This window comes from Pseudomonas sp. ANT_J28 (assembly GCF_008370005.1).
Lineage (GTDB): Bacteria > Pseudomonadota > Gammaproteobacteria > Pseudomonadales > Pseudomonadaceae > Aquipseudomonas > Aquipseudomonas frigoris.
This window is the reverse complement of record NZ_VOBM01000066.1, coordinates 1-20,948: the sequence shown is the minus strand read 5'-3', so window position 1 is coordinate 20,948 and position 20,948 is coordinate 1. Positions and strand designations below refer to the sequence as shown.

Below are 20,948 nucleotides of genomic sequence, written 5' to 3'. Positions count from 1 at the left end.
AAGCCGAAGACGGCTTCTTCGAATAGGCCTGATACATAGATGCAACGGGGCGGCGGTTTTTCAAAAGCGGGTAGACAGTGGGGGCGAGTCCATACATAGCAGCTGGCGAAGCCTGCGTTCGGCTGCGGAGCAGTCGTAAAACCTGAGCGCGCGGTCTACCTGACGCAACGCATTGTCTGATTTCACGACTGCTACGCAGCCGAACGCAGGCTTCGCCAGCTGCTACAGGTCGCGTTACGGCGGATTTTTCAGGTTCACTTGAGCCGCATCATCGCAAGGAGTGTTAACAGTTTTGTGACAGAGCAGTGGAGGCGAAATAGTGGCACTGCCGACGGTCGGAAATGATTAAAGAACCGCTCTGTCACGCCGATCTTGCTTACGTGAACTTGCATGGCTTTGGCCACTGGCCAAGGTCGCTGACAGGGATGTCCGAACACCTTTCACGCCTGATCGCGGCGTGTCTCCTCCTTGTCATGAGTATCACTCGATGCTGCAAAAATCCCTGAGAGCACAAATCCTCGCGTTGTTGAGCGGCAGCTTGTTCGCGATGTTGTTGATCGCCCTGGCCTGTTTTCATTTTCTGTCCAACGGTGTTCAGAACTACGCGAATCTGATCGAAGGCCCGCTGCACACCTCGCAATTGATCGATGAAGCCAACCTGCAATTCAAAGTTCAGGTTCAGGAGTGGAAAAACGTCCTGCTGCGCGGCAAGCAGCCTGCGGATCTGGACAAATACTGGAAGCAATTCGAAGACCGTCAGCGCGATGTGCAGGGCGTCCTCGGTGAACTGGCCGGGCAGAAGGGTATCGAGCCGTCACTCAAGACTCGCATCGAACGCCTGCGGGACGAACATCGTCTGTTGGGCGCGGCTTATCAGAAGGGCCGTGACGCCTACGTGGCGGCAGGCGCCGACCCAACGGCTGGCGACACGGCGGTCAAAGGTGTGGACCGCGCAACCAGCGATCAGATGAGCGAGTTGGTCAGCGAATTGCGCAAGCAGGGTGTCGAGCAATCGAAGCTGATCAGCGCCGACGCCGACCGCACCGTGTTGCTGGGGATCATAGTGATGCTCGCCTCGGGTCTGTTGATCGGGTTGTTGAGCCTGTGGCTGGTCAACCGCAATCTGGTGGAACCGATTCGCAAACTGATCGAGTACGTGGCGCAACTCAGCCAGGGTCGTTTCGCCGAACGCGTGGCCAGCACCCGTCAGGACGAGCTGGGAAAACTGGCGATGGCCGCCAATACCCTGCGCGATTTTCTTGCCGAAACCTTCAACCGTTTGCAGCGCAGTGCCCAGGATCTGGACAGCGCCAGCGGTGAGCTGAATTCCATCGCCACCCTGATGGCCAGCGGCACCAACGAGCAGTTCAATCGTACTGATCAGGTGGCCACGGCGATGAACGAAATGTCCGCTACCGCGCAAGAAGTCGCGCGCCACGCTGCCGATGCGGCACGTGCCGCCGACGATGCCGACCAGTCCGCCCAGCAGGGCGAAAAGGTCATGCAGGGCACTATTCACACCATCACCCAAATGCGTAGCGAAATTGCCAATACCGCCACGGTCATCCGTCGCCTGGAAACCGACAGCGGGCGCATCGGCAAGGTGCTGGAAGTGATTCGCGGCATCGCCGAGCAAACTAATCTGCTGGCGCTCAACGCCGCCATCGAAGCAGCCCGTGCCGGTGAAGCCGGGCGCGGTTTTGCAGTGGTGGCCGATGAAGTCCGCAGCCTGGCCCAGCGCACGGCGGCGTCGATCATCGAGATCAACCAGATCATTCAAACGGTGCAAACCGGTGCAGTGGACGCCGCTCAGGCGATTGAAAGCGGTCAGTCGCGCAGTGAGGAAAGTGTCGAGCAAGTGACTCAGGCCGGCGCCATGCTGGAGCGCATCACCCATGCCGTGGAAGCCATCCGCGACATGAATCGTCAGATCGCCACCGCCGCGGAAGAGCAGACGTCGGTGGCCGAAGACATCTCGCGCAACCTCACCGAAATCACCAGCATCGCCAGCACCAATCTGGACAACGTGCAGCGCACCGAAGCTGCCAGTCACAACCTGCACGGGTTGTCGGGGCAGTTGAATGAAGTGACGGCGCGTTTAAGCGCGTAACGGGAATGACTGTGTACCGGTTTGCTTACCGAGTCGGTACACAGTCGCTCTCAAGTCCGCAGTGTCGATGTCGATGATCACGGTAATCCCAAATCCCAATGGAAAACCGCCATGGTCAGCATCACTTCCGTTTCGATCATCCCGACGGCCACGACTGCTTCAAACAAGACTGCCGTCAGTGACAGCACCGAAGACATCTCAGTCACGGCAACCGCCGAGGCGTCCAGCGACACCACCAAGGTATCCGCCGGCGGCGCCCCCGCGGCGAGCGACAGCAGTTCCAGTAGCAGTGAAGAATCCGATACGGTGAAAGAGCTGCGCAAGCAGATCGCCGAATTGCAAAAGCAATTGCAGGAACAACAGCAGCAACTGCAAGCGGCCCAGGCCAGGCAGGAAAGCGCCGAAGCCAAAGCGGCGGACGTCGCGGCGGCTCAGTCGCAGATTGCGACGACTTCGGGGTCATTGCAGACGGCAACGGCGGCGTTGTTGCAGGCGTTGCAGGATTCCGGTTCCAGTACGTCGGGATCGCTGGTCAGCACTTCGGCCTGATATTCCGTTCAGTAGGCATGACCGCTGGTCGGATTCGACGCTTCAAACCCATTGATTCAGAAGGTACCTGTTATTTCTGACAGTAGACGGGACGCATTCCTGACGGCTTGATGATCGGGTCAGCGCAATGGCGCGATTATCCCGATAAGGAGTGTTCCCATGTCTACGCTTGAAGTGTTGGAAAAACTGACGATCCCGAGCATGACGCCGGTCGAAGGTCAGGAGTATGAGGGTGAGGTGTCTTTACCCTCGGCTCCCGGTCTGCGGGCGTCTGTCCCTGGCAAACAGGGTTTGAGCGAAGGGGATCATCTTGAGGTGGTATGGATCACCAAAGCAGGCACTGAAACAGTTTTTACGCATGAGATCACCGAGATTGAAGAAGTAAACCCTGTGCATTTCTATGTGAAGGAAACCTTCATCACACCGGGTTTGGTGACTACCTTTTATGAGGTTGTCAGAGACGACCGAATCTGGCGCTCCAAGCCGTTGATCATTATGGTCAAGTGATTCGAGCCTGGCAGATCACACCGGCAAGCTGAACGTAAACGTCGTGCCCTGTTGCTCGGTCGATACCACGTCCAGTTTTCCGCCATGGGAGTGCGCAATCTGACTGGCAATGTACAACCCCAACCCGAGGCCGGTCTGCGGTGTTCCGCTGGCCGGTCGCGAGTAGGGCCGGAACAGATGTGACAGCGCATCCTCGGCAATCAGCCCCTGATTTTTTACGCTCAGCACGAACTGTCCTTCATTGATCTGCGCGCTGATATCGATCGAGCCATCGGGATCGCCATGAGCAACCGCGTTCGCTACCAGATTGGAGAGTAACTGCGCGACTCGCTCGCGATCGCAATGAACGCTGCGCAGGTCGCCGATGGATGACTCAATGGTGCGGTCGGGGTGGACGCTCTGAACCTCTGATATCACATGCCGCAATGCATCCTCAAGATCCGGGCACGGCTCGATGTTCACGGGAATGCCACGGCCCAGTGAGCCGCGAGCGAAATCCAGAACGTCATCGACCAGTTTGGTCGCACGACGGGCGCTGGTGAGGATGTGCCGGGCCCGTTGCTGATTCGCCGGATCGGGCAGTTTGCGCAGGAGCATTTCGGCACCGGCGCTGATGGCGAACAAGGGGTTGCGCAGGTCATGCCCGAGCACGGCGATGAACTGTTCGCGCAGTTTGGCGGCTTCGCGTTCCTGCCTCAGCGCTGCTTCGGTCTTTTGCAGGTTTTCTTCTGCCTCGATTTGCAGCGCCAGCATTCGGGCGAAGGATTCCATGGTGCTCTGGATCGTGCTGGATTTGAGTGGCGCAGGATTGGGGTCAAGAGCGCAGAGGGTGCCGAAAAAGCGTCCGTCGGTGCGGAAAATCGGCACGGAGATGTAGCTTTCGAACTGATAGCGGCGAGGTGTGTGGTGGTCGCGGTAGAGCGGGTCTTCACTGGCCTTGTCGATGACCACCGAATGATGCGTCTGACGAATTTCGTGGCACAGGGTCGTGACAAGATCCAGCTCACCGCCGACCTGCAAACCGAAATTCAGCTGATCGAGCACCGCACACGCCGTCCACGAGTCTTCGGTGACCCGGGCCACGGCGGCAAAGCGCAGCCCCGTCAGTTCACGGATCACTTGAAGAATCGCCGGCACTGCACTGATCCGACCGATCGTGGCGATGTCTGCTGCCGCTGCTTGCCCCATTTCAATCTATCCCTGCATGAACAGTGTGGTGGGATTCTAGCGGGCTGGCGCCGCGTTGGCGCGACTTGATTGCCTGAATCGGACATGCAAAAAAGCCGCACGATCCGAAAATCGTGCGGCTTATCGTGAGGCGATTACGTGTCTTGTTTGTTGCTCAGTACTTTGCCGGTTTTGGCATCCAGATCTACATCCCACTCAACATTTTTGGCGTCACGGATCTCCACTTGGTAGACATAAGCGCCAGTGGCGGTCTGTTCCAGTTCGGTATCGGTGATGTTTGCTGCGGTGGTGCCTGGATGCTGGGCGAGGGCTGCCTGGTTGAGTTTTTCCAGGTCCATGATGCTGCCCGCCTTGAGCAGACCCGGGATCAGGTCAGGACGAACATCGGCCTGGGCCAGGCCAGCGGTGAGAGTCAGGGCAGCGGCAGTGAACAGGGCAGTCAGGGTTTTCATGAGGTTCTATCCTTGGGTGATTCGTTTAAGTGGGATCAAGTTAACCGGCGCAACTTAATCCACACTTAATTCTCCGAATACGACTGTGTAGCGATCGTTCCCACGTTCATCAATAACCGTTGTTCTGCAGCAATTGCGCAACGCTCGCAGCCGCCGGACGCTTATAGAACTTGAGCAGTTCACCGGCGCGGTTGGTGAAGATGCCGTCGACGCCGGCGTCCATGACTTTCTGGTAATCCACGGCATCGTCGATGGTGTAAACGTGCACCAGCAAGCCCTGATCGTGGGTGTACTGGTTCATCCAGGGTTGCACCAGGTCCGAGTAACTCTGATCACCACCCTTGGTCAGCGCGGCAGAAGGGCCGGTGCCGATCGCGCCCTGGGCTTTGGCGTACTCGACCCATTGCTGGAATTCGGCTTTGTCCTTCGGTTGCTGTTTGGCGTAGTAAGTGGCTTTGTCCTTGTCGCCGGACTCGGCAAACGTCACCTTGGATTGCGGTTCGATACTGCCTTCACCGACCCACAGCAGGAGGATTTTCGGCACTTTCGGCATTTCTTTCTCGAGCAGTTCGAGGCTGCTCTTCTCGAAGGTTTGCAGCACGACCTTGCCTTTGCCCTGGCCGACGGCCAGGTCGCTCTTCGCCAGTTTCGAGCCGGCCGGGCTCAACCAGCCGCGATCCTGGAGTTTTTCCTTGAGGTCGCGCTCGATCCCGGGAAACTGCTTCGGCTCTTTGGTTTCGATGTATAGACCGGGCTTGTGCAGCGGATTGCCTTGGGCAATGTCGATGATTTCGTCGAGGGTCAGAATTTTCAGACCGACATACGAAGGACGCGCGCGATCCGGGTAGGCGGTGTTGAACCAGCTCCCGGCATCGAGGGTTTTCAGCTCGGCGATAGTGAACTCGTTGGCCGGGCGGTCCTTGCGTTCAGGGAATTTGCTGGCGACGTCGGTGGTGCGTTGCAGGTTGTTGTCGTGCAGGGCGAAGAGCACGCCATCCTTGCTGCGTTGCACGTCCAGTTCCAGGTAATCGGCCCCCAGATCGCGGGCCAGTTTGTAGGCCGCGGCGGTGGATTCCGGTGCATCGAACGACGCGCCACGGTGAGCGATCACGGCCGGATGCGGAATGCCCATGCGGGTGGCCAGTGCGGTGGGGCTTGGTTCGCTGGCGGCCTGTGCCTGGCCGAGGCCCAGCATCAGACTCAGCAACAGGGCGCTCTTGGTGAAGGTAACAGGCATGGTCGAGGTCCTTTCGCAGATTTTCAAAGACGTCTCTTTTAACAACTGAGCGCCGCTTGCGCTATCGCCAGACCGACATAAACGTGTTTAAAGCAGATTTTTTCAGCGCTTTTGTGCGCTTCTTTGCAGTACTCTTGGCCCCGGCAGTTACCCCGGCAGAGGGAACGCCCATTCGCTTGCCCTGCGTGTAAACCATCGATCACCGGTCCTTTGCGACCTTTTGTGAGGTTTATCATGCGCATCACTTCCGAGCTCATCTGCCAGGCCGCTGACCAACTCAAAGGCTTCGTCGGCCTCAATCGCAAGACCGGCCACTACATCGTTCGTTTCAGCGAAGACGCCTTCGGCATGGACGTGGCGGATGACGGCATTATTCCCACCAGTGAATTCGTCTGGGCCCCAGATTCCGGGCAGGCCATGACGCTCAAGCGTGAGTTGATTCAGTTGTTGCTGGATCAGAACATCGATGACCGGATCAACATCACCGAGCCGTTGCGGGTGTACATGAATCGGCGGGAGGTGCCGCAGATTTCGGCGGTTCGCAGTCTGGTGCAGAGCTGAGTTTTGCGGTGTTTGTGCTGGCCTCTTCGCGAGCAAGCCCGCTCCCACATGGGTTATGTGTCGATCACAAGACCAATGTGGGAGCGGGCTTGCTCGCGAAGGCGGACTGAAGAACGCCGCATCATTTACTGCTTGAACGCATACGCCCGCTCAACCTTGCACACCCGCGTATGACAAGACGAATACCAGGTCGACCGCCCGCGCTCGCGAATCTCACTGTGCTCGGGATGATGTTTCCACGCCAGAATCGCCGCTTCGCTGGCCCAGTAGGACACCGTAATCCCTAGCCCGTCTTCACCCCGAGCCGATTCCACCCCCAGGAAACCGGGCTGCTCACGGGCCAATTCGACCATGCGCGTGGCGGCCTGCTCGTAACCGTGATCACCGTCGGTACGCAGGGAGGTAAAAATCACCGCGTAGTAAGGCGCTGGCGGAGTCTTGGCGATCATGACTTGTGCCTCTTGCAGGCTGCGATCAACGCACGGACCAGCGGCGGCAGCTTGCCTTTGAGCGCGGCGCGTTCAGGTTGGAACAGCGTCGCGACGAAGAACGGATGCCCGCGCAATTCCAGCGCCCGTAAGTCGCCCGAAGAATCGTGTCCAACGGCGCACAGCTGTTGGGTCAACAACTCACGTTCGAATGCTGGATTAACGCCGTAGCGGCAGCGATAGCCTTCGACTATCTCAGCGCTTTCGTACGCCTGGGCGATCAACGAGCCTTCAACCAGATGGATGCTGTCGACGGCCTCCACCAGCGAACAGGTCAGTGGCGTGAGCAGCGCTCGCGCCGCATCCGGGGATGTTTCACCGTGTTCGGCATCGTCCCAGCCCAGAACATTTCGGGCGTATTCGAGTACGGCGTGTTGAAAACCGCCGCAGGTACCAAGGAAGGGGCGCTGCTGCTCACGGGCAAAACGAATCGCCCGCAACGCACCGTCCCTATCGCGGTAAGGGCTGGCGGGCACGCACCAGAAACCGTCGAAATCAGCCAATGGCGCATCGGTGCTGATGCGGTCGGTGGCCAACCATCGGAACTGCACGTCTGTGTTCGCATGTTCAGCGGCCATGCCGAGGGCGATGGGGATGGCTTGGTGAGCAGTGACGTGCGGATCGTAATCGCCGATCAGGGCGATGCGAATTGGGCGGGTTTCCATGTGTGCGCTCCACGCTTGTTGATTCCTGGCACCCACTATAGATTGGCGTTCACGCACTCAATATTGGCGTTATCCCAATTGATCAATGCACCGATGCACTATCGACTGGATTACCCCGACCTGTCCCTGATCCTCGCGCTGGTGCGCGGCGGCTCTCTGGCCCGGGCATCGGCGCTGTTGAAGGTCGACGTCTCGACCGTATTTCGCGCCGTGCGCCGACTGGAGGCTGCGCTGGGCCAGCAGCTATTTGAAAAGAGCCGCGCCGGCTACTTGCCCACCACCTTGGCGCAAACCCTGGCCGAGCAGGCTGAGCGGGCCGAACAGGCGCTGGAGGCGGCGCGCATTGGCGTGGAGCAGGGCGGTGAAGTCATCAGCGGCACCGTGCGCCTGACCTGCACCGATTCGGTCTTGCAAAGCTTGCTGCTGCCGGCGTTGGCGAAGTTCATGCCCGGCTACCCGGCGCTGACCATCGAGTTGAGTACCTCCAACGACTTCGCCAACCTCAGCCGCCGAGATGCGGATATCGCCTTGCGCCTGACTCGCACACCGCCCGAGCACTTGGTCGGCCGGCGATTGGCTGAGGTGTCGTATCGAGTCTGTGCCAGTGAGGCGTATCTGAAATCGGTCGATTCCGAAGACCTGGCCTCGCTGACCTGGATCGCCCCGGACGATTTCCTGCCCGATCACCCCACCGTTGTGTGGCGCCGTCAGCAGTTGCCCGGCGTCACACCGGGTTATCGCTGCAACAGTATGTTGTCGGTGACTGAGCTGGTACGAGCCGGACTCGGTGTCGCGGCATTGCCGGACTTCCTCATCGGTGAAGGGCTGCAACCGTTGAGCGAGCCGTTACACGGTTACGACACGGCGCTCTGGTTGCTGACCCGCCCGGACTGCCGCGCCTTGCGCTCGGTGGTGACGTTGTTCGATGAGTTGGGGCGGGCGCTTCGATTGCCTTGACCGAGCGCTAAACCTTCGGCTGATCCTTGCGCACGAAATGCTGATGCATTTCCGAGGTCAGGCTTTCGATGCGTTCGGTGAGGGCCTTGGTCATTTCGGTAAGCCGGGTGTTTTGCTCGAGCAGTTCCAGCAGTTGCGCGGTGTTCTGCGCCGCTTGTGCCTGACGCTCACTGTTGGCCACGGCGAGGGATTCGCGGTGTAGCGCATCGGCTTCAGACTGGGCTTTGTCGCGTGCTGCCTGGCGGGTCTGGGCCAGCAGGATCAGCGGCGCGGCATAAGCCGCTTGCAGGCTGAATGCGAGGTTGAGCAGGATGAACGGGTAGAGGTCGAAGTGGGCCACGCCGAACAGATTGAGGCAAATCCATACCACCACGATCAGCGTCTGCGCTCCGAGAAAGGTCGGCGTGCCGAAGAACCGCGCGAAGGCTTCGGCGCGCAGGGCGAACTTGTCGTTACCGAAGGTGGGCGCCAAGTGGGCGTGGGGGCGATGAAAACGCAGATGGTCGACGGGAAGGGCGGGTTTAGTGTCAGAAGTCGTGGTGGTCATGGTGCTCTCTGCATGGCGCTGGGGCTGAGGCTCACTATAGCCCCAGCGCCAGTTTCATTCTGAAACACATTGCGGAGTTTTATTCCACGCTACCGATCACTGCTAAAGCGGCGGACATTGTCATTTATTGCAACTCGATCTAGAGCTGATAGCAGGCCAGAAACATGTCCAGTGCCGACTCCACCACCGTGGTCTGCATCTCGGCTGACAGGCCGGGCAGGCCCATGGAAATCTGTGGCCAGAACGCAAAGGATTTGAGCATTCCCTGAATCTGTTGTGCGGCGAATTCGGGGGCGACCGGTTTCAAACGGCCATCGGCCTGAGCGGCGCGGATCCACACGGTCAGGCCTTCTTCGCGCTCACCCATTCTGGCGACCATGTTCTGGGCGCGCTCGGGAGAATGGATGGTGGCGGCGATGGCCACTCGCGCCAGGTCGAGAAAATTGTCATCGCCCAGCATCTGCAATTTCGCCATCAGCATCCGGCGCATCTGGTCGCGCAGCGGCAGGTCGGGGTGGTAGGACGTTTCCTGTTCTGCCGTCACCCGCGCCCATAATTGATTGAGGATTTCGGCGAACAACTCTTCCTTGCTGGGGAAATGGTTGTACACCGTGCGCTTCGACACGCCGGCGGTGGCGGCGATCTTGTCCATGCTGGTGATGTCGAAACCGTTGGCACGGAATTCGGCAATCGCCGCCTGAATGATGGCTTCGCGTTTTCGGTCAGTGAGGCGCTGTGGAGCTGTCATAAGTACGCTTCGGCAGGAAGAAGTGAGAATTACACTCGGCAGTTTACTTGTGATCGGCTTTGATGCAACCTAGAAACTACACTGTGCAGTGTAATGATTTGTTAATCCTGTGCAGTGAAGAATAGAATCTCCGGCTGATGCGTGCGTGCCTTGGCCATTTATCGTCCCAAGCGGAAAACCGAGAATCATGTGGTTTTCCAGGAGTCATTCAGTCATGGCCACTTCAACTTCCCCTGCGGACAACGTCTCCACGCCTGAAGCATCCCGTCAGGCAGAAGGGAGCTTCCGAAACCATGCGCCCGTGCAACGTGAAGGCTTTCGCAAAATGGTGCGCATCATGTGGAGCATGATCTTCCACAAACCGCACGACACACGCCCGACGGCGCCTGTCCCGGTGCAAACCCTGACTCAGGCAGCGTTGATCGCTGCTCCCAACCACAGCGTTTACCGACTCGGTCATTCCACCGTACTGCTGAAACTGCGGGACAAATTCTGGATCACCGACCCGGTCTTCGCCGAGCGCGCCTCACCCGTGCAATGGGCCGGCCCCAAGCGTTTTCACCAGCCGCCGATCAGCCTCGAAGAATTGCCGCCGATTGAAGCGGTGATCCTGTCCCACGATCACTACGACCACCTCGATTATCAAGCGGTGCTCAAACTGGCGGACAAGGCCAAGCACTTCCTCACACCGTTGGGCGTGGGCGACACCCTGATCAAATGGGGCATCGACGCCAGCAAAGTCCGACAACTGGACTGGTGGCAAGGTACCGAAGTCGACGGCATCCGGTTCATTGCCACACCTTCGCAACACTTTTCCGGTCGCGGTCTGTTTGATGGCAACAGCACGTTGTGGGCCTCGTGGGTGATGATCGACGGTGACACGCGAATCTTCTTCAGCGGCGACAGCGGTTATTTCGATGGCTTCAAACGCATCGGTGAGCAATACGGCCCGTTCGACCTGACGCTCATGGAAACCGGGGCCTACAACGTCGAGTGGCCGCATGTTCACATGCAGCCGGAGCAAACCCTACAGGCGCACATCGACCTCAAAGGTCGCTGGTTACTGCCAATCCATAACGGCACGTTCGACCTGTCGATGCACGCCTGGTACGAACCTTTCGACCGCATTCTGGCGTTGGCCTGGGAGCGTAATGTTTCGATTACCACGCCACAGATGGGGCAGGCGTTCAATGTGATGTATCCGCAGCGGGGTGGAGCTTGGTGGTCGGAGATGGAAAACGTTGGCGATCAGGTGGAGACTCAGAACGCATAACGTTGTGAAGCCGGGCTGCTTACCCTGCAAGCGGCCCGGGCCGACACCTCACTCAACCATCGCATAATCCGCCCGCCCCACCGGATCAGGCGTAGACCCTCTCACATTCATCCCTCTCCCCGGCACAAACCCCGGGAAGAACACCAACCCCTCCGATTCAAACCGATATGCCAGTGCCAGCCGCGTAACATCCAGCACATTGCGTTCATCCTCAAATCGCTGAATAGCGTCAACCGAAACCCCGGATTCCCGAGACAACTCCTCCACACTCCAGCCCAGCATCGCTCGGGCCTGAGCGCAATGTGCGGGGGTGAATTGGAAAAGGGCGATACGTTCCAGGGTGATTTTCATCGCAAGAGAGGCCATGGTGTTCTCCGGGCTCAAGAGTGCTGGTTCAAAATATACTGTGTTTTTGTACAGTTGTTTTAGGCCCGAATCAAACTCATTTTTTGATCGGTTCTATTTTTCCTCTCAGGCAGGAGCGTTGGACCGACTACGCTATTTTTAGGCGGCTCCTGAAAGCTCAATGGGTTTTCAACACCCGTCAGCGGCAATGTTTGAACGTCAGCTTTCTGATTTTCAATACAAGGAAAGGTGGCGTTTCAGAGGCTGTGCGCCACAGCGTTATGCAGGGAAGGGAATCATGAAAAGACTACGTCTGCTATGTACCCTGATCGGTTTTACAAGTCTGCCCGTCCTGGCCGATATGGCATCGTCAAACAAAGATGCCTTTGTGACCAACCTGATGAATCAGATGACCCTGGAAGAAAAAGTCGGCCAACTGCGGCTGATCGCTATTGATGAAAAGATGACTCCCGAAAGGATGTGCCAAGAAATCACTGCCGGGCGCATTGGGGGTACGTACGGCTCTGTGAGCCGTTACGTAAACCGACCCATGCAGGACGCGGCTCAACAAAGCCGCCTGAAAATACCGATGTTTTTCGGCTGGGACGTGATACACGGCCATCGAACCATTTTTCCCATTGGCCTGGCGTTGGCCTCCAGCTGGGATATGGACGCCATCGAGTTGAGCGGTCGAACGGCGGCGAAAGAAGCCAGTGCGGACGGTATCGATTTGACCTTTGCACCGATGATAGATATCGCCCGTGATCCTCGCTGGGGGCGTACATCCGAAGGCTTCGGTGAAGACACCTATCTGGTTTCGCGCATTGCCAAAGTGATGGTTCAGGCCTACCAGGGCAAAAGCCTGAATGCACCCGACAGCATCATGGCCAGCGCCAAACACTTCGCGTTGTATGGTGCTGTCGAGGGTGGACGCGACTACAACAGCGTCGACATGGGCCTGGCCAGGATGTACCAGGACTACCTGCCACCTTATCGTTCGGCGATTGAGGGTGGCGCGGGAGCGATGATGGCAGCGCTTAACTCGATAAATGGCGTGCCAGCAGCTGCCAATGCATGGTTGATGCAAGACCTGCTTCGCAAAGCATGGGGCTTCAAGGGGCTGGTCATCAGCGACCATAACGGGATAACCGATCTGGTTCAGCATGGTGTTGCGAAGAATCACCGCGAAGCGGCCAGGCTCGCGATCAGGGCCGGTATTGATATGAGCATGAACGACTCCTCTTATGGTCCGGAGCTACCCGGGCTGCTTGAGTCAGGCGCTATTTCCCAGAGCAATATCGATAATGCTGTGCGGGAAGTCCTGGGGGCCAAGTACGACATGGGGCTGTTCGAAGACCCTTACCGGCGCATCGGCGTTGCCGGTGAAGACCCCGCTGATAACAATGCCGAAAACCGTCTGCACAGAGCGCAGGCCCGTGAGGTGGCACGCAAGACATTGGTGCTGCTGAAGAATGAAAACGGGCTCTTACCACTAAAGAAAGAGGGCGTGATCGCGCTCATAGGCCCGTTGGCAAAAAGTACCGTCGACATCATGGGCAGTTGGTCCGCAAGCGGCGTGCCCTCGCAATCGGTGACGATCTACGACGGGCTGAAAAGCGCGATGAACCAAGGTTCGCTGATCTATGCCCGTGGCGCCAATCTCACGGAAGATCCGGAGGTTGTTAAATATCTGGGAGTGGCCGAAATCGAGAACGACGCTCGGCCGGCAGTAGAAATGATTGACGAAGCGGTCAAGGCTGCACAGCAAGCCGATGTTGTGATTGCAGTGGTGGGCGAGCCCCGCAGTATGTCTCATGAAGCGGCCAGTCGAACCAGCCTCGATCTGCCGGGGCGCCAGAGTGAATTGATCACCGCCCTGAAAGCCACCGGCAAGCCGCTGATACTGGTATTGATGAACGGCCGGCCACTTTCCATCGGCAAGGAGCAGAAACAGGCCGATGCGATTCTGGAAACCTGGTACAGCGGCTCTGAGGGAGGCAACGCCGTTGCCGATGTATTGTTTGGTGACTACAACCCGTCCGGCAAGTTACCCATCACCTTTCCACGCTCCGTGGGGCAGATCCCGATTTACTACAGCCACTTGAACACCGGCCGCCCCTACCTGCCGGGTGCGCCTCGCAACTACACATCTCAATATTTCGATCAATCCTATGGTCCGCTTTATCCCTTCGGCTATGGACTGAGCTATACCGACTTCAGCCTGACCGACATGGCCCTGTCTTCGACCACACTGAACAAGACCGACAAGCTCGTCGCCAGCGTCATCGTGAAGAATACCGGCCAGCGCGACGGCGAAACGGTGGTTCAGCTGTATATCCGCGATGTCGTTGGCTCCCTCAGCCGTCCGGTCAAAGAACTGAAGAACTTTCAAAAAATCATGCTCAAGGCCGGAGAAGAGAAAGCGGTCCACTTCAGCATTGATGAGAACGACTTGAAGTTCTTCAACGCCCAGTTGGAATACGCCGCCGAGCCGGGCGAGTTCCGGGTGCAGATCGGTCTGGATTCTCAGGATGTGAAGGAGCAGAGTTTTGAGCTGCTATAAGGCCGAGGCACTAGCGGCAGTGGCCTCTCTTTTTGGGCTAACTACTTCACCCCCTCCAGCCAGACGGACGGTGCCTGCCCCAGTACGCGGCGGAACATCGTTGAGAACGCCGCCGGGCTGTCATAGCCAAAATCCAGGGCAATCCGCGTCACCGGTTCGCCGGCCACCAGCCGCGCCAGAGCCAGCACCACGCAAGCCCGCTGCCGCCATTGACTGAAACTCAGACCCGTCTGTTGGCGGAACAGGCGATTGAAAGTACGCACGCTAATGTGCAACTGATCGGCCCATTGCTGGGGCGACTGATGAGCGTCGGGCCGCTGCACAAAACCCTGGCACAACGCGAGTAGCCGCGCATCGACGGGCAGCGGAATGTGCAACGGCAGGTGAGTGCTGCGCGCCAGTTCATGCAGCAGCAAGCCGATCAGCGTACCGTCGCGCCCGCGCTCGTCATAGGCCAGCGGGATCTCCACCGCCTCCATCAGCAAATGCCGCATCAATGGCGAAACGCTGATCACCTGGCAGCGATCCCCCAGATCCACCGCCCCCGGCTCGATATACAAACTGCGAGTACTCACCCCCAGCATCAGCACCTCATGCGCCACCCCCGGCGGAATCCACACCGCCCGCTGAGGCGGCACCACCCAACTGCCGTCGAGCGTGCTGACCTGCATCACCCCGGTGGCGCCGTACAACAATTGCGCCCGCCGATGTGAATGACGAGGCAACAAATGGCCGTGGGAATAATCCGTACCGATGGCCACCACCGGCCGTGGCGTGTGGTCCAGCAGATCAATCGAAACATTGCGCATCGAGCAGTCCCAATGGTTGGCGTAAACGCGAACATTATTGGCTGACTTGCTGAAGCAGGCCAAGGCGCATCGTTCTATCGTCGACCGCTCTCAACTAACGGACGACACCGATGTTCTATCTCCTGCTGGCACTTTTCGGCTGCATGACCGGCATCACCGCGGTGCTGTTCGGCTTCGGCGGCGGCTTCGTCGTCGGGCCATTGCTCTACCGCATGCTCGTGACTAGCCACGGCACAGACGACCCCGTCGGCCAATCGGCGATGCACATTGCTGTGGCAACCTCGACCTGCGTCATGATCGTCAACGCAACGATCGCCACCGGAAAACACCGACGCGCCGGTAATCTCATTCGTCATTACCTGTGGCCGTGGGGCGGGTTTATCGGCGTGGGCGCGGTAGTCGGCGCCGTAGCAGCGATGTGGGCAAGTGGCGAGGTAATTCGCTATGCCTTCATCGCGTACCTGGGCGTGACCATCGCGGATTGCTTGTTGCGAAGTGGCTTTCTTACAGCGTCCGATACCGCCATCCCACGACGATTGGGAAGGGCAGAAGTGTCTGGCGGGGGCGTAGGAATCGGCGCCATCGCTACGTTTCTCGGCGTAGGCGGCAGCGTCATGACCGTGCCATTGTTGCGGCGTTGTGGATTGAACATGTCCCAGGCGACATCCATGGCCAATCCGCTAAGTTTGCCCGTGGCGCTGACCGGGACGCTGACTTACATGGCAATGGCCGGCTTCACCGAGTTTGATCTTGGGCCGTGGTTTGTCGGTTATGTGGATGTGCTGGCGTTTGCAGTTTTGACGGTGGGGTCTATGGTGGGGATTCGGTTGGCTACGCCTTGGATCGGGCGGATTCCGGATCGGGTGCATGCGCGGGTATATGTAGGTTTGCTAGTTTTGGTGATGCTGAGCATGTGCGCCACGTAGGGTTGGAATCGGTAGCCTTATTCGCAACAATACGCCTACGCATTGTTCAAGATTTCACGCAGGAGAATGTCATGTCGATCCTCGAAAGCGACTGGAAGAAATTCAAGGAACTGCGCAAGATCGCGCTCGATCGGTTTTGCCAGGGCGTTCTTGCCGATGCAAAAGCCATTACCCTGCACGGTGCGCTGTCTGCTCACGCTCGATATGGAATGCTCTACGGCTTGATCCATGATCGGAATAAGGACATGGCCCGAGCCTTTGACTATCACAGCCAATCTCGCTCCAGTGCTCTCACCGCTTTAAGGTTGTTTGTCATGCATGACTTGCTGACCGACGCAGAGTTATCAGTGCTCAGTGAAGATGCGCTGGACTACATCTCGGATGTCATTCGCCGGCCCTATGAACTTGAATGGGTCGAAGAGATCGTGCGGCAGGACTGAAAACGGTTATCACCAGCCCTTTATAAGAGAACGATGGATGTGGATCTTCAATTGCACCGAAGCTGCAAGTAACTTCTTCAGCCGCGTGCACAAGGGTAAAAAAATCAACCCGGTGCACAAACCGCCATCGTCCGTCATTGAAGATGATGTGCCTGATGAGTCAGCCGAACAGTGGCTGGTTCACGCCGTCACTGTTCAACGCAAGCATGTGTTGTACGCCATTCACGTAAAAACTCGTTATTGCATGATTTTTGCGGACGTGAAAAAAGCGGACATCGTAGGTTTCGTTCAACGTTTTTCCGAGCGTTGGATAAATGGCGTGATTCAGCATGCAGGGCAACACGACATACTTCGTTGGTTCAACGACGAACTGATAGCGGAGCGATTCCAAGAGAGTTGTCGCGAGTACGTGTTTTACAAACGCGGACATCGCGGTGCGCAGAAACACATCAATGACATCGCCTGGGTGTTTGAGGGATGTGCTGCCGAACGAGGTTCTTTACCCCCTGACGAGTTCTCGGCAGGCCGCTTCGATACCGACATGAACAACTACCCGAGAGGCGGTAAAGAACACAAGGATTACTTCTACCCGGATGAGGAAATGATCGTTCACTGGTTAAGCCGTTACGGCGGCCTTGATGAGCTTGGCATTCAAGCAGCCCGTGAGCGGCACAAGGAAGCGAAACGGGAGATTCGGGAGGTCGTAAGGCAGCTTAATCTCGAAGCGCAATGAGCCGTCGCAATAACGCCGTGCCCCGGTCCTTTAACCTTTGAGCCCTGGCGCCTCACGAATGATGAAGTGATCCAGGTTCTCGATATGGGCACTGAACACCCCGAACATCTGCTCGGGGTTTTTCTTGCTTGGCACCTGCTTCAACTCCGGCGTCACGCCATAAAAGAAGCAATACAACTCTTTCCCGCTCTCACTGGCATGCTTGATCTCTTCCAGAAACGCTTTGCGTTTGCGGTAGTTGTCGATCAGTTTTTTGCTCAGGTAAACGTTTACCGAGTAAGGCTTCTTCTTCGCCTCGTCCGGTTGCTTGAACCAGACCTTCTGTTCGAAATCGATGCGAAAACTTGCGCTGTGGTAATCCTCGATTTTCTTGATCTTGCCCCAGTAAATCAGCCCTTTGTTGTCCAGCAGAAACTCGATTTTCTTGAAGAAAGAACTGTAGGGCGCCGTGTGCTCGCCAATCTTCAGCGGCATGCGCTTGAGCAGCTCCTTGTCCTCGAAATTCGACACAAAACACTCCACCGGATGGGCGAAGACACTGGTTTTGTCTGGTGCTGACTCACGACTCGGGTGCTCGACATTACTGGCCGCAGAAGGCGGTTTCGGATCATCCCGCATCACGTTCGCCGCCACCGCCGGGCTCGACGGCTTACGCACATACTCACGCCGCGTCAGCAACAACTCCGATGGGAAATGCTCCTCGCGACTGTCATCCGTTTCCGCACCGTCCGCGTCCACACCTGACGGCGGCGTCTTGAGGCTGACATAAGGACAATCCGCAACATGCCGGGTGCTGGGCGTGTTCTTGAAGTGCGGGGTGCGAACGTAATTCACATTCTTGGCGTTGAACGTCGTCAACACATTCGCCGCATCGAACGCCAAACGGCAGGTATCGTTCGGGCATTGGAAGTGCTCCTTGGCGGAATCGAACTCCATCGTCTCGTCGAAATTCAAATCCCGCACGTCATAGATCGACAGCTTGTCGTCGAGGCTGAGGCAGTAGGCGAGGTCGAATTTCATGGCGGGCTCGGGTCCTTGAGTGGGGAAGGGTATTAATAGCGGGAGGCGGGGCGGGTTGCACTTACTGTTTTCAACACGCCGCAAAATCAGCGGTAACACACCGTCCCTTGTAGGAGCGAAGCTTGCTCGCGAAAAACCCAAGAACGCCACTGTCTATCTGGTTCTACGCACCATCATTCACAACTTGCAACGGAACACCGCCAAGAGCCGGCTCGCCACGCCTATCGAAAATCTCAGCCTTCAGCTAGCGTGGCCAACTCCATGGAGGTGCCATATGACTGAACGGATAACAGTAAACATGCACGAAGCACAATCCCAGCTCGATCAACTCGCTGAGCTTGCCTGGCGGGGTGATACGGTTGTGATCACCAAGGACGGCAAGCCCTATCTAAACCTGCTGCCTCATGTCAAAACATCTCGGGCACGTAAGCCGGGGCGGTTGAAGGGAAAAATCCGAATTTATGCGGATTTTCAAAAGCCCGCAGTGGACATCACCGAGGGATTTGAGAGTCACCTGTGAGGCAATTGTTCTTAGAAATAGTGGCTATTCGCCCTGTTACGTATTGAAACCCTTTGCTACTTTGACGACGGTAGGAATATTCCTACGGCAATTGTCGATAAAGGGCAGCGCTCGTGGCGATCAAAGCGGTTTCGAAGGAACGAATAGACAAAGCGATGCTGGAGTTTGATCATAAATTTCGGAGTAGGCGTGAGTGGCAAGGATGGGAAAACAACCTAGCTCACCGTTATGCGGTTCACTCGGGCGGTGAACTGTATCCGGCGAAGAAAATCGTCTCTTTGGCGACCGGTATTGCAGTAGGCGAGTTCTCCGGTGGACACCCGACCAACAGTTACCTAGAAAAGCGAGGCTTCACTATTGTGGAGCTATCGCGTGAGGAGGGCGCGCCTGTATTGCAGTTCACGCCGGGGGCTGTTTACGACCGAAAAACTGAGATCAATGGACCGTTCGGTGGAAGCCTGCAAAACGGCATTGCAGCGTCCGCTACCTACCCTGCGATTTTTTTGTTCACGGGCGATAGCGGTGAGCAATACGGGTATGCCGACCATTGGGAAGACGGCGCCTTCTTTTATACCGGTCAAGGACAACGCGGGCCGATGACTTTGACTCGAGGCAACCGAGCCATTGCTGAGCATGCCAATGATGGCCGAGCGCTGCACTTGTTTAAGTCCCGCGGTAAAGGTAATGGCTACGCATACGTGGGCGAGTTTTCTTGCGCCGACATGTTTCAGCGAACCCAGCCGGATGTGAGCGGCCAGGCTCGGACGGCAATTGTTTTTCGATTAGTCCCTGTGGGTATTCCTAGTGGAATGATTGAGGCTGAAGAAGAGGATGAGGAAAAGGCTAACCTTCCCGACTCTCTGGCTGCTGCGCGGTTGGCTGCGCTGGCTGCATGTAAGCCTGGCAGTGATGAGTTAGGGCAATCCGCTCCTCGTAAGATCTATCAGCGCAGCCGTAAGGTTGCGCACTATGTGCTGATGCGTGCCGAGGGTGCATGCGAGAGCGGTGAGAAGCCGGCCCCTTTTATGAAAAAGGATGGCAAGCCCTACCTAGAGCCGCATCACGTCAACCGGCTCTCAGATGGTGGGTTAGATCACCCACGCTATGTGGGGGCTGTATGCCCAAGTTGTCATCGGGAAATTCATTCTGGAGTGCACGGGGCGTTGGTGAATGAGAGGCTGAAGCAACGGCTGGAAGTAATTGAAAGCTGATTGAGCGATGCGCCAAGGCAATTGGCCCTAATCTCAAGAGCGCTTCAGTCGCTTTCTTTTTTACGCTCATAACATCGCCGAGGGTTGAAAACCCTCGGACGATACTGAGTGGACTGTCTACGAAAATTCCTACGGTGAACTGCGACGCTTCTTTCTGTCGAACCTACAAGATCTAACCGATCGAATGCTTCGAAGAGTAAAGCGCCTCCAAGACCTTACGCCACCAAGGCTTAACCGCTGGAACGCGCCGCCGCGTGCGATTGAGCAACAGATAAGGCATATCCCGCAGCCGAATCCAGCCTTCATCCTGCCAATGCAACAGACTCAACGACATCTCCGGCCAATCCAACAGACTCAACATCGGCCGATCAGAGTTCGATTGCCCCGCATCACGCAAGGCTGGCACCACTTGATGAGTCAACCATTCACGCAGCAACCGATGCCCTGGCGCGTAGTGATATACCAGCAATGCATACGCACCGGACTCGCTGATCATCAACCGTTTCTCCGGTTGGCCGTGGTACTCAATCAACAACGTATGTCTCTGATCCTCGTCCAGTTTGCTGACCACACGATCATTCAGATGGAAACCCATCAAACGACCCAGATCTCGGGCACAGAACCATGGTTGGTTTTCTAGGAGGAGGGCATGGAGGGCAAGGTTGTGGCGAGTGAAGACTGTTACAGAGAAGGGATCAGTCATGACTGATCTCCAGAATGGCGAGAGTGCGGGGTAAATCGTGTTCAGGCATATCCAGTACCTCTACGTGTAGATTTAGGAGGGCCTGACCCCAACGTAGAGTGGACTTAAAAAATCCCAACGAGCAAAGCCTTCGCACATCCGAACGACAAATCACCAAAGGGTGAGTTGCGTGTCTGTGTGATTGACCAAGCTTTCTACGTTGGGCGTTTCTTAGGCACCTGAAATGGAGCTTAGAGTGCGGATTCCACGCCATCCGGACACTCAGCCCACCAACATCCGGACACTCATTCCACGCTCATTCGGACAGGCAGTCGGAGCGCAGCGACGCAGGTTTGCATTGTTAGTCTGAAGTCCCTGTTGCCGTCAATTTCGTTGCGCGCCTGCGCATCGATTCGC

23 protein-coding genes are annotated in these 20,948 nt (G+C 57.2%); 12 read left to right on the top strand and 11 right to left on the bottom strand.

The features are described 5' to 3' along the window. Positions 1-487: 487 nt before the first annotated feature. From FQ187_RS28480 to FQ187_RS28470, 3 genes are all read left to right on the top strand, one after another. A complete protein-coding gene (locus FQ187_RS28480) occupies positions 488-2,110 on the top strand; it encodes a methyl-accepting chemotaxis protein (RefSeq protein WP_149632033.1) in 1,623 nt (540 codons plus the stop codon). Positions 2,111-2,221: 111 nt separating this feature from the next. Further along, a complete protein-coding gene (locus FQ187_RS28475; RefSeq protein WP_149632032.1) occupies positions 2,222-2,659 on the top strand; it encodes a hypothetical protein in 438 nt (145 codons plus the stop codon). Between the two features lie 159 nt (positions 2,660-2,818). Beyond that, on the top strand, positions 2,819-3,166 hold the full coding sequence (locus tag FQ187_RS28470) for a hypothetical protein (RefSeq protein ID WP_149632031.1): 348 nt from the start codon (positions 2,819-2,821) through the stop codon (positions 3,164-3,166). A 15-nt stretch (positions 3,167-3,181) separates the two neighbouring features. Here the strand turns inward: FQ187_RS28470 and FQ187_RS28465 are convergent, their stop codons facing one another. From FQ187_RS28465 to FQ187_RS28455, 3 genes are all read right to left on the bottom strand, one after another. After that, entirely contained in the window at positions 3,182-4,354 is a 1,173-nt protein-coding gene (locus FQ187_RS28465; protein WP_149632030.1) for a GAF domain-containing sensor histidine kinase, read from the bottom strand. Between the two features lie 134 nt (positions 4,355-4,488). Further along, positions 4,489-4,806: a PepSY domain-containing protein gene (locus FQ187_RS28460; protein ID WP_149632029.1), complete on the bottom strand. Its 318-nt coding sequence runs from the start codon at positions 4,804-4,806 to the stop codon at positions 4,489-4,491. Between the two features lie 109 nt (positions 4,807-4,915). Then, positions 4,916-6,043 (bottom strand): glycerophosphodiester phosphodiesterase, encoded by a 1,128-nt coding sequence (locus FQ187_RS28455; RefSeq protein ID WP_149632028.1) that lies wholly within the window; start codon positions 6,041-6,043, stop codon positions 4,916-4,918. A 234-nt stretch (positions 6,044-6,277) separates the two neighbouring features. Between FQ187_RS28455 and FQ187_RS28450 the strand changes: the two genes are divergently transcribed. Next, positions 6,278-6,604 (top strand): DUF2025 family protein, encoded by a 327-nt coding sequence (locus tag FQ187_RS28450; protein ID WP_149632027.1) that lies wholly within the window; start codon positions 6,278-6,280, stop codon positions 6,602-6,604. A 125-nt stretch (positions 6,605-6,729) separates the two neighbouring features. Here the strand turns inward: FQ187_RS28450 and FQ187_RS28445 are convergent, their stop codons facing one another. Both FQ187_RS28445 and FQ187_RS28440 read right to left on the bottom strand, forming a co-directional pair. Beyond that, positions 6,730-7,053: an antibiotic biosynthesis monooxygenase gene (locus FQ187_RS28445; protein WP_095130946.1), complete on the bottom strand. Its 324-nt coding sequence runs from the start codon at positions 7,051-7,053 to the stop codon at positions 6,730-6,732. Then, positions 7,050-7,757: a CTP synthase gene (locus FQ187_RS28440; protein WP_149632026.1), complete on the bottom strand. Its 708-nt coding sequence runs from the start codon at positions 7,755-7,757 to the stop codon at positions 7,050-7,052. The genes FQ187_RS28445 and FQ187_RS28440 overlap by 4 nt, the downstream gene beginning before the upstream one ends. Before the next feature lie 15 nt (positions 7,758-7,772). On the opposite strand from FQ187_RS28440, the gene FQ187_RS28435 reads away from it, so the two are divergent. Continuing rightward, positions 7,773-8,714, top strand: a complete 942-nt coding sequence (locus tag FQ187_RS28435; protein ID WP_149632034.1) for a LysR family transcriptional regulator — start codon at positions 7,773-7,775, stop codon at positions 8,712-8,714. A gap of 7 nt (positions 8,715-8,721) precedes the next feature. Here the strand turns inward: FQ187_RS28435 and FQ187_RS28430 are convergent, their stop codons facing one another. Then, positions 8,722-9,261: a DUF1003 domain-containing protein gene (locus FQ187_RS28430; RefSeq protein ID WP_149632025.1), complete on the bottom strand. Its 540-nt coding sequence runs from the start codon at positions 9,259-9,261 to the stop codon at positions 8,722-8,724. Between the two features lie 139 nt (positions 9,262-9,400). Next, entirely contained in the window at positions 9,401-10,009 is a 609-nt protein-coding gene (locus FQ187_RS28425; protein WP_149632024.1) for a TetR/AcrR family transcriptional regulator, read from the bottom strand. Between the two features lie 214 nt (positions 10,010-10,223). On the opposite strand from FQ187_RS28425, the gene FQ187_RS28420 reads away from it, so the two are divergent. Then, positions 10,224-11,282 carry an MBL fold metallo-hydrolase gene (locus tag FQ187_RS28420; RefSeq protein ID WP_149632023.1) on the top strand — a complete coding sequence of 353 codons (1,059 nt, stop codon included), beginning with the start codon at positions 10,224-10,226 and terminating at the stop codon, positions 11,280-11,282. 48 nt (positions 11,283-11,330) lie between these two features. Here the strand turns inward: FQ187_RS28420 and FQ187_RS28415 are convergent, their stop codons facing one another. Next, the gene (locus tag FQ187_RS28415) at positions 11,331-11,648 is read right to left on the bottom strand and encodes a helix-turn-helix transcriptional regulator (RefSeq protein ID WP_149632022.1); all 318 of its coding nucleotides are present in this window, start codon (positions 11,646-11,648) and stop codon (positions 11,331-11,333) included. 277 nt (positions 11,649-11,925) lie between these two features. Here FQ187_RS28415 and bglX point away from each other — a divergent pair, with 277 nt between their 5' ends. After that, positions 11,926-14,190 carry a beta-glucosidase BglX gene (bglX, locus tag FQ187_RS28410; protein WP_149632021.1) on the top strand — a complete coding sequence of 755 codons (2,265 nt, stop codon included), beginning with the start codon at positions 11,926-11,928 and terminating at the stop codon, positions 14,188-14,190. 41 nt (positions 14,191-14,231) lie between these two features. Here the strand turns inward: bglX and FQ187_RS28405 are convergent, their stop codons facing one another. Next, positions 14,232-14,999, bottom strand: coding sequence for a helix-turn-helix transcriptional regulator (locus tag FQ187_RS28405; protein WP_149632020.1), 768 nt, complete (start codon positions 14,997-14,999; stop codon positions 14,232-14,234). Between the two features lie 110 nt (positions 15,000-15,109). Between FQ187_RS28405 and FQ187_RS28400 the strand changes: the two genes are divergently transcribed. The 3 genes from FQ187_RS28400 to FQ187_RS28390 all read left to right on the top strand — a co-directional run bounded on the left by FQ187_RS28400 (position 15,110) and on the right by FQ187_RS28390 (position 17,098). Then, the gene (locus tag FQ187_RS28400) at positions 15,110-15,925 is read left to right on the top strand and encodes a sulfite exporter TauE/SafE family protein (protein WP_149632019.1); all 816 of its coding nucleotides are present in this window, start codon (positions 15,110-15,112) and stop codon (positions 15,923-15,925) included. A 71-nt stretch (positions 15,926-15,996) separates the two neighbouring features. Then, complete coding sequence (locus tag FQ187_RS28395) at positions 15,997-16,365, top strand: hypothetical protein (protein WP_149632018.1); 369 nt, start codon at positions 15,997-15,999, stop codon at positions 16,363-16,365. A 37-nt stretch (positions 16,366-16,402) separates the two neighbouring features. Beyond that, a complete protein-coding gene (locus tag FQ187_RS28390) occupies positions 16,403-17,098 on the top strand; it encodes a hypothetical protein (protein ID WP_149632017.1) in 696 nt (231 codons plus the stop codon). Between the two features lie 30 nt (positions 17,099-17,128). Here the strand turns inward: FQ187_RS28390 and FQ187_RS28385 are convergent, their stop codons facing one another. Then, entirely contained in the window at positions 17,129-18,118 is a 990-nt protein-coding gene (locus tag FQ187_RS28385) for a hypothetical protein (protein WP_149632016.1), read from the bottom strand. A 274-nt stretch (positions 18,119-18,392) separates the two neighbouring features. Here FQ187_RS28385 and FQ187_RS28380 point away from each other — a divergent pair, with 274 nt between their 5' ends. Then, positions 18,393-18,638: a type II toxin-antitoxin system Phd/YefM family antitoxin gene (locus tag FQ187_RS28380; RefSeq protein ID WP_149632015.1), complete on the top strand. Its 246-nt coding sequence runs from the start codon at positions 18,393-18,395 to the stop codon at positions 18,636-18,638. A 113-nt stretch (positions 18,639-18,751) separates the two neighbouring features. Beyond that, positions 18,752-19,849 (top strand): HNH endonuclease signature motif containing protein, encoded by a 1,098-nt coding sequence (locus FQ187_RS28375; RefSeq protein ID WP_149632014.1) that lies wholly within the window; start codon positions 18,752-18,754, stop codon positions 19,847-19,849. Between the two features lie 172 nt (positions 19,850-20,021). Here FQ187_RS28375 and FQ187_RS28370 read toward each other — a convergent pair whose 3' ends face one another. Further along, entirely contained in the window at positions 20,022-20,552 is a 531-nt protein-coding gene (locus FQ187_RS28370; RefSeq protein ID WP_149632013.1) for a Bro-N domain-containing protein, read from the bottom strand. Positions 20,553-20,948 lie beyond the last annotated feature (396 nt).

What these genes read in the sequence shown, in the direction of transcription:
- FQ187_RS28385 (WP_149632016.1), bottom strand. Translation starts at nt 18,118, where the DNA reads ATGAAATTCGACCTCGCCTACTGCCTCAGCCTCGACGACAAGCTGTCG.
- FQ187_RS28430 (WP_149632025.1), bottom strand. Translation starts at nt 9,261, where the DNA reads ATGACCACCACGACTTCTGACACTAAACCCGCCCTTCCCGTCGACCAT.
- FQ187_RS28455 (WP_149632028.1), bottom strand. Translation starts at nt 6,043, where the DNA reads ATGCCTGTTACCTTCACCAAGAGCGCCCTGTTGCTGAGTCTGATGCTG.
- FQ187_RS28460 (WP_149632029.1), bottom strand. Translation starts at nt 4,806, where the DNA reads ATGAAAACCCTGACTGCCCTGTTCACTGCCGCTGCCCTGACTCTCACC.
- FQ187_RS28450 (WP_149632027.1), top strand. Translation starts at nt 6,278, where the DNA reads ATGCGCATCACTTCCGAGCTCATCTGCCAGGCCGCTGACCAACTCAAA.
- FQ187_RS28470 (WP_149632031.1), top strand. Translation starts at nt 2,819, where the DNA reads ATGTCTACGCTTGAAGTGTTGGAAAAACTGACGATCCCGAGCATGACG.
- FQ187_RS28475 (WP_149632032.1), top strand. Translation starts at nt 2,222, where the DNA reads ATGGTCAGCATCACTTCCGTTTCGATCATCCCGACGGCCACGACTGCT.
- bglX (WP_149632021.1), top strand. Translation starts at nt 11,926, where the DNA reads ATGAAAAGACTACGTCTGCTATGTACCCTGATCGGTTTTACAAGTCTG.
- FQ187_RS28440 (WP_149632026.1), bottom strand. Translation starts at nt 7,757, where the DNA reads ATGGAAACCCGCCCAATTCGCATCGCCCTGATCGGCGATTACGATCCG.
- FQ187_RS28380 (WP_149632015.1), top strand. Translation starts at nt 18,393, where the DNA reads ATGACTGAACGGATAACAGTAAACATGCACGAAGCACAATCCCAGCTC.
- FQ187_RS28415 (WP_149632022.1), bottom strand. Translation starts at nt 11,648, where the DNA reads ATGGCCTCTCTTGCGATGAAAATCACCCTGGAACGTATCGCCCTTTTC.
- FQ187_RS28425 (WP_149632024.1), bottom strand. Translation starts at nt 10,009, where the DNA reads ATGACAGCTCCACAGCGCCTCACTGACCGAAAACGCGAAGCCATCATT.
- FQ187_RS28420 (WP_149632023.1), top strand. Translation starts at nt 10,224, where the DNA reads ATGGCCACTTCAACTTCCCCTGCGGACAACGTCTCCACGCCTGAAGCA.
- FQ187_RS28465 (WP_149632030.1), bottom strand. Translation starts at nt 4,354, where the DNA reads ATGGGGCAAGCAGCGGCAGCAGACATCGCCACGATCGGTCGGATCAGT.
- FQ187_RS28480 (WP_149632033.1), top strand. Translation starts at nt 488, where the DNA reads ATGCTGCAAAAATCCCTGAGAGCACAAATCCTCGCGTTGTTGAGCGGC.
- FQ187_RS28445 (WP_095130946.1), bottom strand. Translation starts at nt 7,053, where the DNA reads ATGATCGCCAAGACTCCGCCAGCGCCTTACTACGCGGTGATTTTTACC.
- FQ187_RS28395 (WP_149632018.1), top strand. Translation starts at nt 15,997, where the DNA reads ATGTCGATCCTCGAAAGCGACTGGAAGAAATTCAAGGAACTGCGCAAG.
- FQ187_RS28390 (WP_149632017.1), top strand. Translation starts at nt 16,403, where the DNA reads ATGTGGATCTTCAATTGCACCGAAGCTGCAAGTAACTTCTTCAGCCGC.
- FQ187_RS28405 (WP_149632020.1), bottom strand. Translation starts at nt 14,999, where the DNA reads ATGCGCAATGTTTCGATTGATCTGCTGGACCACACGCCACGGCCGGTG.
- FQ187_RS28370 (WP_149632013.1), bottom strand. Translation starts at nt 20,552, where the DNA reads ATGACTGATCCCTTCTCTGTAACAGTCTTCACTCGCCACAACCTTGCC.
- FQ187_RS28400 (WP_149632019.1), top strand. Translation starts at nt 15,110, where the DNA reads ATGTTCTATCTCCTGCTGGCACTTTTCGGCTGCATGACCGGCATCACC.